The organism is Olivibacter sp. LS-1 (assembly GCF_008245145.1).
In the GTDB taxonomy this organism is placed as follows: Bacteria; Bacteroidota; Bacteroidia; order Sphingobacteriales; family Sphingobacteriaceae; genus Olivibacter; species Olivibacter oleidegradans.
The window spans coordinates 1,327,837-1,342,586 of sequence record NZ_CP041643.1 but is presented as its reverse complement, the minus strand read 5'-3'; the positions used below and the strand labels follow the sequence as shown (position 1 = coordinate 1,342,586).

The window sequence follows — 14,750 nt, the reverse complement described above, 5'->3', positions numbered from 1 at the left end:
CAAACACCTTGTAAAACAACACTTCGCTTTCTTTTCTTATAATATGAACGCCATATTCTTATAAAACAAAAAAGTGTTTCCTATCTGAAGGGCTTAAAGGAATTAAAGCGATTTCCCGGATAGGAATTTAATTTATAGCGAAAAATAAAAGAATTTTGTATAGGTTTGTCTCTGCTATGGAAAACGACAAGAGAACGATAGCTCAACCTGTTAAAATCCGTTTAAATTTATTTCAAAAGAAATAAGAGCTGTCGCTTTAACAGCTCGTTTCGACGCTTATATAAAAAGGTAAGAATGAAGACTAACGACGAACTTTTTAAAAATGTTATATCACATGCAAAGGAATATGGTTTTGTATTCCCTTCCAGTGAAATCTACGATGGTTTAAGTGCCGTGTACGATTACGGCCAATTAGGGGCTGAGTTGAAAAACAATATTAAAACCTATTGGTGGAAGGCTATGGTGCAGTTAAATGAGAATATTGTAGGGATAGATTCGGCTATTTTTATGCATCCTAAAATATGGAAAGCTTCCGGCCATGTTGATGGTTTTAACGATCCGATGATTGATAACAAAGATTCAAAAAAACGTTACCGGGCAGATCAGCTAATTGAAGATAAAATAGCACGGTATGAAAAGGATGGTAAAACCGATAAAGCGGCGAAACTCCAAGCCGATCTAGATGCTGCCTTAAACAGCGATGATTTAGGTCGACTAAAATCCATCATTGAAGAACATGAGATTGCCTGCCCCGTTTCGGGAACGAAAAATTGGACCGAGGTCCGTCAGTTTAATTTAATGTTCAGTACGCAAATGGGTGCTATGGCCGATGGGTCTGAGGAGGTGTATCTTCGCCCGGAAACCGCGCAAGGTATTTTCGTCAATTTTCTGAATGTACAGAAAACCGGTAGGATGAAGATTCCTTTTGGTATCGCTCAAATCGGAAAAGCCTTCCGAAATGAAGTAATTGCCCGCCAGTTTATCATGCGTATGCGTGAATTTGAGCAAATGGAAATGCAATTTTTCGTTCGCCCGGGCACCGAGCTTGAGTGGTATAACCAATGGAAGGAAACACGTTTAAAGTGGCATTTAGCTTTAAAGCCGAATCCTTCGAAATACCGTTATCATGACCATGTAAAATTAGCACATTATGCCAATGCCGCAGTTGATATTGAATATGAATTCCCGTTCGGTTTCAAAGAAGTGGAAGGCATTCATTCCCGGACCGACTTTGATTTAAGTCAACATCAAACTTTTTCGGGAAAGAAACTGCAATATTTTGATCCGGAGATTAACCAGAATTATGTTCCTTATGTTATTGAAACTTCCATTGGTTTGGATCGTATGTTCTTAACCATCCTTTGTAACGCTTATGAAGAGGAAGATTTGAGCACAGATGAAAAGCAGGATTCCCGCTCTGTATTACATCTTCATCCCGCGCTTGCCCCTATTAAAGCGGCGGTATTTCCTTTGACAAAAAAAGATGGCTTGCCTGAAAAAGCGAGGGAGGTGATGGACTTACTCAAAATCGACTATAATATTATTTACGAGGAGAAAGATGCGATCGGCAAACGCTATCGTCGGCAAGATGCGATTGGTACACCAATCTGTATTACGGTAGATCATCAAAGTCTGCAAGATGATACTGTTACTATTCGGCATCGCGACAGCATGGAACAAGAGCGTGTAGCCATCAAAGACCTTGAAAAGTTATTGGACGGTATTGTTGGATGGAAACCTTTGCTACAAAGTTTGCTATAATATAATAGGCGTTCATAAAAAAAGCGTCCGTTTCAGTGCTGAAACGGACGCTTTTTTTATAAGAAGAAAATTTATTTTTTAACTTCTTCTACCATGGCTTCTTCGGTGTTTTTGTGCTGATCAATAGGCCGAATAATCAGACGTAAACTTGGATTATTTGTTAAGAACGACCAGAACCAGCCGGTTACCAGCTTTATTTTATTGCGGAATCCGGCAATCGGTATAATGTGAATAAACAACCAAGTTAACCAGGCAAACCAACCGGTGAATGTAAATTTAGGCAAATCTACTACTGCTTTATTCTTGGTGATAATCGCCATGCTGCCTTTATCATTGTATTTAAATGCCTTCAAGGGCCGCTTTTCAACCATATTAACAAGGTTTTCTGCGAGCAGTTTTCCCTGTTGAATAGCAACTTGCGCCAATTGCGGGTGCCCATTAGGGAACGCACTATCCGTTGTTTGCAAACAGATATCTCCGATAGCGAACACGTTATCCAAGCCTTTTACCCGGTTATATTCGTCCACCAAAATTCTTCTACCACGGCCAATCGCCTCTTTCGGTAAACCAGGTGCTTCTTTTGCAATGACACCTGATGACCAGATCAATGTGTCAGTAGCGATGCTTGTTCCGTCAGCGAACAACACCTTTCCATCTACGTAATCTTTTACACCGGTGTTCAACTTTACTTCCACACCCATATCGCGCAGCACATCTAAAGCTTCTTGTTGTGATTTCTTACTCATCGGTCCTAATAACGTTGGCGCCATATCAACTAATACAATCCGCATTTTGCCATTCGGAGAAAATTCAGGGTACTCTTTCGCCAAAATTTTCTTATTCATATAGGCTAACATACCCGCCAACTCAACCCCGGTTGGACCGCCTCCTGAAATAACGATTGTTGAAAACTTCTCACGTTCTTCATCATCATGTTCTTGGGCAGCACGCTCGCCATTGCGCAAAATGTGATTACGAAGATTGATTGCGTCGTCAATTGTTTTCATCGGTACGGCATGCTTCTCTACGTTGGCCATACCGAAATAGTTAGTTTCGGTTCCCATCGCCAACACCAAGTAGTCATAAGACACTTTGCCTGACGTAGTGGTCACCACCTGGTTTTGGGTGTCAATATATTCCAATCCTCCATAATGAAATCGAAAGTTGCGCGCACTACTGAACATTTTTCGAAACGGATAAGTAATAATCGATGTTTCAATAAAAGCAGTCGCTACCTGATAAATTAGGGGAGGAAAGAAATGATAGTTATTTTTATCTATCAATGTAATGTTCAGGCTGCCGTCCTTTGACAATTGCTTGGCCAAATTCATCCCAGCAAAACCACCGCCAACGATTACAATATTCATAATATTAATTTTAAATGCCGATTCTTAAACGATGCGCAAAAGTGACAATTTTTAAGATGCTACGCAAAATTATCTACCTTTTTTATCGTCAAAAATACACGGACAAATATAGCATTAAATTTCAACAATAGTGTACAACAAACACTAAGAAAATAAAACGATATTCCGCGCAAATACTTGATGGACAAAATCCATTGTTTTAAGCTAACAATTGGCCTTTTGTATTGTTTCGAGTGACACATATTCCACTATCGTGGCAGTCCGTGATCTCGACCGCAACGAAGTGTAATGGAAAGATTGATACGGATTGGCCACATATCGACGTCTTGGCCCCCTGCCCTTCATCCAGCGCACTCTTCTCGACATAATGATTTGGAAAAGTGCTATTTTTTTCCTTCTGAAAATGAGCCTTCTAATTGATCAATTCGCTATAAGAAGCACAAAAAACAAAAAAATCGTTTGACAATTTAAAACATTACCCTATATTTGCATCGCAGTTCACAAAAGGACAATATTTGTGGACCGCAATAGCCAGAAAGCACTCCTGAATAGCTCAGCTGGTTAGAGCATCTGACTGTTAATCAGAGGGTCGCTGGTTCGAGCCCAGCTTCAGGAGCAAACCCCGTAAGTTTACGGGGTTTTTTTGTTTACATAGGTTACAAATAATAGTATGAGCTTGATCATCCTCGGATCCGTGGCTTTCGATGCCCTGGAAACTCCTTTTGGTAAAACTGATAAAATTGTCGGCGGTGCCGCCAGTTATGCAGCTCTGGCAGCTTCCTATCTTTACGATGATGTTAAGATAATCAGTGTAGTTGGTGAAGATTTTGGCCAGGGCAACCTCGAAAAATTCACTGATAAACATATTGATATTTCAGGGATCCAGATCAAAGCGGGAGAAAAGTCATTCTTCTGGTCGGGAAAGTACCATAACGACATGAATACACGTGATACCCTTGTTACGGAGCTGAATGTTTTAGGCGACTTTGACCCCATCATACCGAGCAGTTACCAAATGGCCGAATACATCCTATTAGGCAATTTAAGTCCACAGGTTCAACTCACAGCGCTTGAACGGTTGACAAGGCGGCCCAAGCTCGTGGTTATGGACACCATGAACTTCTGGATGAACATTGCGCTTGACGACCTGAAAAAAGTACTTCGTCAAGTGGATGTGTTAACGATAAACGACGAAGAGGCCCGTCAGCTATCCGGTCAATATTCATTAGTCAAAGCTGCTGAACTCATTTTGAATATGGGACCAAAATATTTGATTATTAAAAAAGGTGAACATGGCGCTCTTTTATTTGGCGAAAACAGCATATTCGCTGCTCCTGCCCTCCCGTTAGCAGAAGTTTTTGATCCAACCGGTGCCGGCGACACCTTCGCAGGTGGATTTATTGGTTATTTAGCCAATAAGGGTTTTATTAATTTTGAAAGCATGAAAGCTGCCGTGATTTACGGTTCTGCATTAGCTTCCTTTTGCGTAGAAAAGTTCGGAACCGAACGGATCGAATCGCTCAGTGCACAGGAGATTCACGAACGGGTTCAAACATTCAGCACCCTTACTTCTTTTATTATTTAATATAAGGATAGAAACTACCTACTGAGTAGCTAGCTCAAGGTTTCAGTATAGGCGATAATTTTCGGATTCTCAACGGTTATCAATCCTCGAGCATTCCAACTACCTCAAAACGCTCAAAGACCAGGGCCGTGTGTGGGGCAGCTGTCAACTCTTCCGTCAAATCCTGACCCGCCCAATGTTCATAATGGGTTCCGTTTCGCCACAGACGACTGTCTGTCACATCGTAAATCTTGCCTTTGAAAGCTATCCAAATTTCATCCCGATCCTGTCCATTTCGTTTGGCAAGCTGCGCTTTGCTATATGTTTGCATAAAGGTATTTTCGAATTCAAAAATACGCATAATATTACTTTGGTATCATCCCGTGATAACCCCATTTAGGCTTAACAACGCAACTATTTTCCTACTTAACTACTCAACTACTTTCCTTCTTAACTACTCAACTACTTTCCAACTTAACTACTCAACTACTTTCCTACTCAACTACTCAACTACTTTCCTACTCAACTACTCAACTACTTTCCAACTCAACCACTCAACTACTTTCCAACTCAACTACTCAACTACTTTCCAACTCAACCACTCAACTACTTTCCAACTCAACTACTCAACTACTTTCCAACTTAACAACTCCCCCTCCATCAACGCTAAAACATTTGAGCAGGCGAGCAACTCCTTAAATTTTAACTAAAAAGAAATCGCATTAAAAAGAGGAAAGACAAATCTTATGATCCGAGCTTCCCTCTTTATACTTATATTTTTAACGAAATAATTTTTTTTAAATAGCTGCAGCAGCGTAGGCGTGCGACTTATCTCTTGATTGATAAGGCTTTAACGACTTTTTCAATGTTTTACGAGCTACGTGTATCCGGGTTTTCACCGTACCGATAGGTATATCTAGGTGGTCTGCAATCTCATGATATTTATACCCTTCAAAATACATCGTAAAGGGGACATAATAATCATCGGAAAGATTGGTCATGGCATGTTTGATGTCATCCATTACGAACTTATTTTCTCCATTATTACCAGTCGCACTATAGGCTAAATTGGCTGAAGAAATTTCATCAGACTTCGTAACAAAGGTGCTGATTTTTACAAATCGGCGGTAATTATTAATGAAGGTATTCTTCATAATAGTGTACAGCCAACCTTTCAAATTAGTACCTTCTTTGAACTTCTCATAATAAGTAATTGCCTTGAGCACAGTATCCTGAACTAAATCATTTGCGTCCTCGTCATCATGGGTAAAGTGTAATGCATACATTTTCAACGAGTCCGACTGCTGGGTTACCATGGTGTTAAATTCTAGCTTTGTCATACTGTTTAGGGTTTGTGGAAACAAGGCTTTCCTTGTTACCGAGTTTAATACAATCGCATTTTAAATAGCTTAATTATTTATAATACCTTAACGACTATATCAATACAACTATCTCGCCAAAACAATGACAAAGTTTCAAAAGAAAATAATTTTTAATGAATAGTTAATTTTTACTTAAACCCCAATGACGTTTACTTCTCGCTCTAGGCAAACACCGAAACGTTTTTTCACACTTTCAATAATGGTTTCGGACAGCTTATAAATCTCTAAACCTGTGGCGTTTCCGTGGTTAACAAGCACTAAAGCTTGATTTTTCCAAGTACCAACATTTCCCACTACCTTTCCTTTCCATCCACATTGTTCAATAAGCCAACCCGCGGCAAGCTTATATTGATTCAATCCAAAAGGATAGTAAACAATGTCTACAAAATCAGACACTAAGGTCCTAAAAGTGTCCTCAGATACAACAGGATTCTTAAAAAAGGATCCTGCATTTCCGATTGTACTTGGATCCGGTAACTTGCTCTGCCGAATGGAAGATACTACCTCCGAAATCTCTTTGATAGTCGGTTGCGCAATCCCCCGTCTATTTAGTTCTTCATTAATTGCCCCATATGTTGTATTGAGTTTAGACTGCTTCGACAATAAAAGGTTTACTTCTGTAATAATATATTTTCCTTTCAACGCACCTTTAAATATACTTTCTCGATAACCGAATTGGCAATCCTCCTTATAAAAGGTTTTAAAAGTACCGGTGGCCAAATCAAAAGCACGACAACTTAGAAACACATCTTGGAGCTCGACACCGTAGGCTCCTATATTTTGAACAGGTGCGGCCCCAACCGTTCCCGGAATAAGACTGAGATTTTCAATTCCTCCAAAACCTCTGTCGACACAATAGCGCACCAAATGATGCCAAACCTCGCCGCCTGCGGCCTGAACCTCGACAGCCCCGGCCCGTTCGCGATGCTTAATGCCTTTTATCGCCATATGGACTATCAATCCATCGTAATCCCGGACGAACAACATATTGCTGCCTCCGCCGATGAATAAGAGCTTATCGCGATGCAGCGCGCCTGTATCATACAATTGCGTTAGATCCTTTTCGTGCTCAATATGTACCAATTGCTCGGCTTTTACGTCCACACCGAAGGTATTATACGTCTTTAATGAGACTTGTTTTACTATATTCATTCTTAAATCTTGTCACTAAATGATGCTTAACTGTTTTTGGAACCAAAGGAGAATTTTAGTTTATTGACTTTTTCTTTCAATTTTTCAATTTTTGCGTATATTTATATGATACTTGTTGAATACAATTAATAGCTTAGCCCCCGGTAGGCGCTATTATTTGCATCGTTCAAATATAAGCTAATTAATTCATCAGTATTCCAGAACACAAGACACGAATGGATAACCACGATAAAAAGCGGACGCTTATTATAGAAGCAGCTACCAAACGTTTTGCACATTTCGGCATTGCCAAAACCACCATGACCGAAATCGCTAAAGACCTATCCCTCTCCAAAGCGCTCCTCTACTATTACTTTCCCGATAAAATAAGTTTATATGCCGCTGTATTAGAAAACATTGCAAAAAAAATGTTCTCTAAAATCCAACAGGGTTTAAAAGACATCGATGAAAGTGAGGATGCGGTATTGCACCTGATCGACATGCGGCTGGCCTTCACCATGAAGTATTATAATTTATTTGACCAGGGTCTTAATTCACTCATGGAAATGCCCGATGAGCTAGCGCGAGTTATGCAACTTGTAAGCAATTTAGAGATCAAGATTTTGGCAGAAATTTTTAAAAAAGCCAATCAGCGAGACGAAATCCGTGTTGATGATCCGGTACAAACTGCAGAAATATTTTTGAATGCCATGATCGGCATGCGATTCTGTGTACTGAAAGACAAAAAAGTCATGTTTATTCCGACCAAAGAGGAATTTGATGAAATATCAAAAATGCAAAAAAAGTTAGCCGTTATTTTTCTGAACGGCTTGCGATTCCAAAAAACGTCATAGAAAAGTCATATTGCATTATTTAATCTGTTTTTTTTGATGCGTAACTTTTTGCATTTTATTTTTGACCAATACAGATAAAAAGTCAAAAAGTAAAATAGTTAAAAAGTAAGTAGGTCAACGTGGACATAGAAGTAAAAAGGCAACACATCATTGAGGCGGCTTTAAGAAGATTTTCTCATTTCGGTATTAACAAAACCACCATGAACGAAATTGCTGAGGACATCTCCGTATCAAAAGCAAACCTCTATTATTATTTTCCGGACAAATCCGCATTGGTAGTAGATGTTATTAAACATCTAATTGAAGAAGGGATGGAAGCCTACCACCGTATTATTCAAGAGTCGAATCAAATCCTGGATACCTTGACCGGCTTTTTAAGGATCAAGAAGAACTTTTTTGAAAAGCATTACCTACTCCATGTTACCATGGGCTATGCCGACAGTAACTTAAATATCGATGCGTTAAACGCATTAGGCCGTTATGCTGAAACCAAAGAATTAACGGCGATCAGTCTGGCATTTACGAAAGCGATCGGAACGGGCGAGCTTGTAACATTTGATGTTGAAAAAACGTCTCAAATATATTTCACCGTCTTAAAAGGTATCTCGATGGTTTCCATAGCAAAAGTTACGAACAAGGACATTCCCGAAATTTCGATCTTCAGCGAAATCTTTGAAAAACAGAAAATTGCCTCTGCGATATTTGTAAATGGACTAAGGCATAAAATGATAACAAATTGACATTATAACACAACATCTCATATGAAATCTATAAAACCCTTATTGGTTTTCGCATTTATATTGATTTCCTCTTTAGGTTTAAAAGCGCAAGACTCCTTAACGCTCAGGCAGGCGCTCAACTATGCTATAAAAAACAGTGAGGTCCTTGAAAAAGCCAGATTGGACATCCTGAACGGTCGGCATAAAGTAGCTGAAGTAAGGGCCGGCGCGCTTCCGCAAGTTGATCTCACCAGTAGCCTTACACGAAATTTGATTTTGCCACAATTTGTAGTTCCGGCTGAATTCATGGGCGGCCAGCCCGGTGAATTCGTCGCCATTGCGGGGGGCCAATATTGGACGGGCCTTACACAAGTCCAATTGAACCAGGAACTCTTCAACCAATCCGTTTTTACGGGATTAAAAGCGGCTAAAAGTTCAGAAGAGTATTACAAATTGGCCGCAGAGGTAAGTGAAGAGAATGTGATACAACAAGTTGCTTCCGCCTACTATCAGGTAATCATCAATCAAGAAAAGATGAAGGTGATTGATGCCAATATAGATCGTACGCAGAAATTGCTCACGATGACCTCCAGTCAATATGATCTCGGCCTGGCAAAGAAAATCGATCTGGATCGAGTGAAAGTGAACTTAAGCAATCTCGAATCTCAAAAACAGGATTTATCAACCGCTATCACCCAACAGAATAACTTGCTTAAATACTATATGGGTATGCCCATTAACGAAAACATTCAAATTCCACAAAGTGAATTACAGACCTTAAAACAGGAAGCCTTTGCCTTGGATGGCAATGGTTTCAATTTGGATCGAATGGCGCAATACAAAGTACTAAAAAGCCAAGAGTCCTTATTAAGTTACCAAAAAAAGGCCAGAATTGCGGAATATTACCCTAGCTTATCACTTGGCGCCAACTATATTTATAATACACAGAGTAATAGATTTAATCCCTATTCGTCCAAAGCGCTGAATTTTGATATGTCTGCCATCACGCTGACCTTGAAAGTGCCGCTATTTGACGGTTTTGCCAGACGCTCCAGAGTTAGGCAAGCGGATGTTGAGATACAAAAAAATTATCAAGACATAAAAAACACCTCTAACTCTTTAAAAATGGCTTATGAAAATGCAAACAATCAACTTAAGAACAGCTTGACAACGATCCGAACACAAGAAGAAAATAAGAAACTGGCCGAAGAAGTATTCTATAGCACGCAAAACAATTATCGCAATGGCTTAGCAAGCTTAACCGATCTATTAACGGCAGAAACGGATCTCGTATCGGCGCAGAACAGTTATAACGAGGCACTACTCAATTATAAAGTAGCGCAAATCGAACTGATTAAGTCAAACGGCAATATCAAATCACTCTTAACAGAATAAAATACAAACCGATCATTCTCATTCCATAGATAGATTCAAATGAAGCACCCGTACCTTAACATGCAAGTTTTAAACAGATATGGTACACTTCATTTGGCAAGTAAAACATAAATATATACAGATGAAAAGAATCATTTTTACTCTACTTATTGTCCTCGGTGCCCTGGCGATAATCGCGTGGGTATTGAATAACAACAAAAAAGAGAACCAAGCCAAAACGGATATCGTAGCAAAGGGTACAGGTGCTGTTGTGGTGCGTACAACCACTGCTAGCAAATCGGCTATCAATCTCGATTTTTCTTCCAATGGCAACTTCGCTGCTTGGCAAGATTTGAGCCTGTTAGCAGAAAATAGCGGACGAGTTACACAAATCCTGGTAGATGAAGGGTCCCATGTTAGCCGTGGGCAACTATTAACGCGAATAGATGATGAATATCTTAATTTAGATCTGGAAGCGGCAGAAGACGCATTGAGTAAATTAAAGACTGATCAGCAACGATACGAAAGCTCCTTTAAAACCGGTGGTGTTACCAAGGCCCAACTTGACGAAATCAATCTCAACGTACGCAATGCCGAAAATAAAGTACAACAAGCTAAACGCCGATTAGCTGATGCTTATATCAAAGCGCCCATATCGGGTATTGTTAACAAGCGGAATATCGAAGTGGGTACGTATGTTTCGCCCGGCACAGCGTTATTTGATATAGTAGATGTTTCGAGGCTCAAATTACTTGTTAATGCCAATGAATCACAGGTAGTGAACTTGAAAGTTGGCGATCCGGTAAGCATCACAACTACCGTATTTCCGGACAAAAAATTCAGTGGTAAAATTTCCTTTATTGCTGCAAAAGCTGACAATACCCTGAACTATCCGGTAGAAATTCAAGTGGAAAATTCCAGCACTCAACAATTAAAGGCGGGTATGTATGCAACGGCTACGTTCGATTTACCTGAACAGCAACCCACAATTGTTATACCACGAAGTGCTTTTGTGGGAAGTGTAAGTAGTAATGAAATATTTGTTTTGCAAAATGGCAATACTGCTCGACTCCGGAAAGTAACTGCAGGACGCATTTTAGGTGAACAGGTAGAGATCATAGACGGCCTGAAAGAAGGCGAAACCGTAATAACCAGCGGCCAGATCAATCTTGTTGATGGCACGGAAGTGAAACCACAGGCAAATGAAAACGCACGTAATAACACGACTAAATAGGGCATAAAACCCTTGTCACTTAAATGAATAAACAATTATTCGAATGAAAATTGCTGAAATATCTATAAAGCGCCCCTCTATTGTTATCGTGGTCTTTACCGCCTTAACCTTACTGGGAATCATTAGTTATTTGTCATTGAATTATGAGATGCTTCCTAAGTTTAATCCGGGAGTCGTATCGATTTCAACGATTTATCCGGGCGCCTCACCGAATGAAGTAGAAAACACCGTTACTAAGAAGTTGGAGGACGCAGTGTCTTCCATGGAGAATATTAAAAAACTGGAAGCGACTTCTTTTGAAGGGCTTTCTGTTATTACTATTACGCTTACCAGTGAAGCGGATGTCGATTATGCGATCAATGATGCGCAACGTAAAGTCAACGCAGTATTGTCAGACCTGCCCGATGACGCGGAAACGCCCTCATTGGCCAAGTTCTCGCTTGATGATCTCCCCATCATTACGCTGTCTGCTACAGCCAATATGGATGATGCGCAATTTTTTGATTTAATTGATAAACGCATTCAGCCCATTGTTTCTCGTGTAAATGGTGTAGCGCAGGTGAATTTAATCGGCGGTCAGGAGCGTGAGATACAAGTAAACCTAAACGCGGCGAAATTGGAAGCCTATGGTTTGTCTGCACTGGACGTACAACAGGTAATTCTCAACTCGAACCTGGATTTTCCAACAGGAAGTGTAAAAACCAAGAATCAAGATATCTTAATCCGCTTGGCCGGTAAATACAAATCGGTTAATGAATTACGAAATTTAGTCATAAGTACGGCAGACGACGGTGCACAAATACGACTAATGGACGTTGCTGACGTACAGGATGCACAGGAGGATGCTGAAAAAATAGCGCGACTAAATAGAAGTGGCTCCATTATATTGCAGATCCTTAAAACCTCGGACGCAAATGCGGTAAAAGTAAGTGAAGGAGTACGGGCAATTGTTGAACGTTTGACCACTGATTACCAAAAAGAAAATCTTCAGATTGTTATCGCCAATGATACGTCCGACTATACGCTTGAATCAGCCGATGCGGTGGTACATGACTTATTCCTCGCCGTTATCTTAGTTGCGGTGGTGATGCTATTCTTTTTACATAGTTTACGAAATGCCGTCATCGTTATGGTGGCTATACCTGCCTCACTTGTCGCAACCTTTATTGGAATCTACCTTTTTGGTTTCACATTAAACCTCATGTCTTTACTCGGTTTATCGCTTGTGGTAGGTATTTTGGTAGATGACGCTATTGTTGTTATTGAAAACATCTATCGGCATATGGAGATGGGAAAGAATAAAGTGAGGGCTTCTTATGACGCAACCAAGGAAATTGGTTTTACCGTTGTGTCTATCACCATGGTTATCGTGGTCGTGTTCCTTCCGATTTCAGTGAGTACCGGTTTAGTATCTGATATTCTTCGGGAGTTTTGTGTGGTAGTGATGATCTCTACACTTTTGAGTTTATTGGCCTCTTTCTCCATCGTACCACTACTCACCTCTCGATTTGGAAAACTTGAACGCATATCAAACCGTAATTTTATCGGAAGGTTTATTCTTTGGTTTGAAAAGCAGTTGCATCGTTTCACTAATTGGGTAACGGGTATATTAAACTGGGCTTTGGATCATAAAGCAATCACGCTCGTTACGGTTTCACTTTTACTGGTTTCGTCTTGCGGATTAACTTTTGGTGGTTTTATTGGAGCAGAATTCTTCGCACAGAGTGATCGTGGGGAGTTTTTGGTCCAAATCGAATTGCCAAAAGATGCTTCTCTTGAATTAACGAACCAAGTTACTAGAAAGGCGGAGGACTTCTTAAGCAAGAAGAAAGAAATTGTTTCTTTAATCACGACCGTCGGTCAGTCGAGCGACAACCTTGGTGCTGATCAATCGACTGCGTACAAAGCAGAAATTACCGTAAAACTCACTCCCAAAGAAGAACGGGATGAATCATCTGATATTTACGCTGCCAAGCTAAAAGGAGAAATTCAAAAGTTATTGGTAGGAGCCAAGGTGAAAACCGTACCGATTGATATTTTAGGAGCCGCGCAGCAAGCACCAATTGAAATGGTCGTTACCGGTTCGGATCTGGATAGCGTATTGGCTTATGCCGAAAAGGCAAGAGCGCTTTTAGCGAAAGTTCCCGGTGCTGCCGAAACAAAACTTTCAGTGGAAAGTGGAAATCCCGAAATCACGGTAGAAGTAGACCGCGATAAAATGACCGCGCTTGGTTTATCGCTGCAAACTGTTGGAGGTACCATGCAAACCGCTTTTAATGGTAATACGGATGGTAAATATCGCCAGGGCGAGTATGAGTATGATATCAATATTCGCTTTGAAGATTATGACCGGAAGAATATTGACGATGTACGGAATCTTTATTTCACAAACAAGGACGGTAAGCTCATTAAGCTTTCTCAATTTGCTGTAGTAAAAGAAGGTTCGGGACCTAGCCAACTGGAGCGCAGGGACAAAAGTACTTCGGTTAAAGTGCAATCGCAAGCCGTGGGGCGTCCATCGGGTACCGTTATTCAGGAATTTGAAGGAAAGTTAGGGTCAATTCCGAAGCCGACGGGTGTCAGCTATGTTTGGGGTGGTGATATGGAAAATCAATCGGAGGGCTTCGGAACCTTAGGCGTTGCCTTGATGGTTTCCATCGTCTTGGTATATTTGATTATGGTAGCATTGTATGATAGCTTTGTGTACCCATTTGTGGTGATGTTCTCCATTCCATTATCCGTTATCGGTGCATTGCTTGCCCTGGCATTGACGAATAATTCATTGAATATCTTTACTATTCTGGGCTTGATCATGCTTATCGGACTCGTTGCCAAAAATGCGATCATTTTGGTGGATTTTACCAACCAAATGAAAGCGGAAGGGAATAGCACACGGCAGGCCCTTATCCATGCAAACCATGCCCGTTTGCGTCCCATCTTGATGACAACTATTGCAATGGTAATAGGGATGCTGCCCATCGCATTGGCTTCAAGTGCCGGCTCTGAATGGAAAAATGGCCTTGCTTGGGTTATTATAGGTGGTTTGATCAGCTCGCTTTTCTTAACTTTGATTATTGTGCCTGTAGTATATCAAGTGGTAGATAACATTTTACACCGCTTGGGATGGGATAAAAAGGGTAGGCCAATCGAAGAGTTAATGGTTGAGGAATACGATCATAAAGAAGTAAAAGAGTATGAAAGCCACCACGGCTAATTAGCTTATTAGTCAATTGGCTAATCAGCCAATTGACTAATAAATTGACTCGTCCGACTCACAGTCACTGCTGCCGTCATAAATAAGTCAAACCTTCTAAAGAATTAAGAATCAATAGATAGATCCCCTACCTTTGCTGCATTTAACAAA

11 protein-coding genes and 1 tRNA gene are annotated in these 14,750 nt (G+C 40.4%); 8 read left to right on the top strand and 4 right to left on the bottom strand.

What is annotated here, in order from left to right:
• Positions 1-294: 294 nt before the first annotated feature.
• Positions 295-1,761 carry a glycine--tRNA ligase gene (locus FKG96_RS05470; protein ID WP_130854408.1) on the top strand — a complete coding sequence of 489 codons (1,467 nt, stop codon included), beginning with the start codon at positions 295-297 and terminating at the stop codon, positions 1,759-1,761.
• A gap of 71 nt (positions 1,762-1,832) precedes the next feature.
• Here the strand turns inward: FKG96_RS05470 and FKG96_RS05465 are convergent, their stop codons facing one another.
• Positions 1,833-3,128 carry an NAD(P)/FAD-dependent oxidoreductase gene (locus FKG96_RS05465; RefSeq protein ID WP_149105180.1) on the bottom strand — a complete coding sequence of 432 codons (1,296 nt, stop codon included), beginning with the start codon at positions 3,126-3,128 and terminating at the stop codon, positions 1,833-1,835.
• A gap of 542 nt (positions 3,129-3,670) precedes the next feature.
• Between FKG96_RS05465 and FKG96_RS05460 the strand changes: the two genes are divergently transcribed.
• A tRNA-Asn gene (locus FKG96_RS05460) sits at positions 3,671-3,744 on the top strand.
• Between the two features lie 54 nt (positions 3,745-3,798).
• Positions 3,799-4,713 carry a PfkB family carbohydrate kinase gene (locus tag FKG96_RS05455; RefSeq protein WP_013664989.1) on the top strand — a complete coding sequence of 305 codons (915 nt, stop codon included), beginning with the start codon at positions 3,799-3,801 and terminating at the stop codon, positions 4,711-4,713.
• Between the two features lie 79 nt (positions 4,714-4,792).
• Here the strand turns inward: FKG96_RS05455 and FKG96_RS05450 are convergent, their stop codons facing one another.
• From FKG96_RS05450 to murB, 3 genes are all read right to left on the bottom strand, one after another.
• Positions 4,793-5,023, bottom strand: coding sequence for a cytochrome b5 domain-containing protein (locus FKG96_RS05450; protein ID WP_130854410.1), 231 nt, complete (start codon positions 5,021-5,023; stop codon positions 4,793-4,795).
• A 466-nt stretch (positions 5,024-5,489) separates the two neighbouring features.
• A complete protein-coding gene (locus tag FKG96_RS05445) occupies positions 5,490-6,032 on the bottom strand; it encodes an RNA polymerase sigma factor (RefSeq protein WP_041387207.1) in 543 nt (180 codons plus the stop codon).
• Between the two features lie 174 nt (positions 6,033-6,206).
• Complete coding sequence (murB, locus tag FKG96_RS05440; RefSeq protein WP_149105179.1) at positions 6,207-7,226, bottom strand: UDP-N-acetylmuramate dehydrogenase; 1,020 nt, start codon at positions 7,224-7,226, stop codon at positions 6,207-6,209.
• A 215-nt stretch (positions 7,227-7,441) separates the two neighbouring features.
• On the opposite strand from murB, the gene FKG96_RS05435 reads away from it, so the two are divergent.
• From FKG96_RS05435 to FKG96_RS05415, 5 genes are all read left to right on the top strand, one after another.
• On the top strand, positions 7,442-8,059 hold the full coding sequence (locus FKG96_RS05435) for a TetR/AcrR family transcriptional regulator (RefSeq protein ID WP_149105178.1): 618 nt from the start codon (positions 7,442-7,444) through the stop codon (positions 8,057-8,059).
• 119 nt (positions 8,060-8,178) lie between these two features.
• Positions 8,179-8,799: a TetR/AcrR family transcriptional regulator gene (locus FKG96_RS05430; RefSeq protein ID WP_013664984.1), complete on the top strand. Its 621-nt coding sequence runs from the start codon at positions 8,179-8,181 to the stop codon at positions 8,797-8,799.
• A 21-nt stretch (positions 8,800-8,820) separates the two neighbouring features.
• Complete coding sequence (locus FKG96_RS05425; protein WP_013664983.1) at positions 8,821-10,173, top strand: TolC family protein; 1,353 nt, start codon at positions 8,821-8,823, stop codon at positions 10,171-10,173.
• Between the two features lie 121 nt (positions 10,174-10,294).
• Positions 10,295-11,386 (top strand): efflux RND transporter periplasmic adaptor subunit, encoded by a 1,092-nt coding sequence (locus tag FKG96_RS05420; RefSeq protein ID WP_049795143.1) that lies wholly within the window; start codon positions 10,295-10,297, stop codon positions 11,384-11,386.
• Between the two features lie 43 nt (positions 11,387-11,429).
• A complete protein-coding gene (locus tag FKG96_RS05415) occupies positions 11,430-14,600 on the top strand; it encodes an efflux RND transporter permease subunit (protein WP_130854413.1) in 3,171 nt (1,056 codons plus the stop codon).
• Positions 14,601-14,750: the final 150 nt, after the last annotated feature.

Excerpts from the sequence above, each read along its gene's own strand:
- FKG96_RS05465 (WP_149105180.1), bottom strand. The coding sequence starts at position 3,128 with ATGAATATTGTAATCGTTGGCGGTGGTTTTGCTGGGATGAATTTGGCC.
- FKG96_RS05425 (WP_013664983.1), top strand. The coding sequence starts at position 8,821 with ATGAAATCTATAAAACCCTTATTGGTTTTCGCATTTATATTGATTTCC.
- FKG96_RS05435 (WP_149105178.1), top strand. The coding sequence starts at position 7,442 with ATGGATAACCACGATAAAAAGCGGACGCTTATTATAGAAGCAGCTACC.
- FKG96_RS05455 (WP_013664989.1), top strand. The coding sequence starts at position 3,799 with ATGAGCTTGATCATCCTCGGATCCGTGGCTTTCGATGCCCTGGAAACT.
- FKG96_RS05445 (WP_041387207.1), bottom strand. The coding sequence starts at position 6,032 with ATGACAAAGCTAGAATTTAACACCATGGTAACCCAGCAGTCGGACTCG.
- murB (WP_149105179.1), bottom strand. The coding sequence starts at position 7,226 with ATGAATATAGTAAAACAAGTCTCATTAAAGACGTATAATACCTTCGGT.
- FKG96_RS05470 (WP_130854408.1), top strand. The coding sequence starts at position 295 with ATGAAGACTAACGACGAACTTTTTAAAAATGTTATATCACATGCAAAG.
- FKG96_RS05415 (WP_130854413.1), top strand. The coding sequence starts at position 11,430 with ATGAAAATTGCTGAAATATCTATAAAGCGCCCCTCTATTGTTATCGTG.
- FKG96_RS05450 (WP_130854410.1), bottom strand. The coding sequence starts at position 5,023 with ATGCAAACATATAGCAAAGCGCAGCTTGCCAAACGAAATGGACAGGAT.
- FKG96_RS05420 (WP_049795143.1), top strand. The coding sequence starts at position 10,295 with ATGAAAAGAATCATTTTTACTCTACTTATTGTCCTCGGTGCCCTGGCG.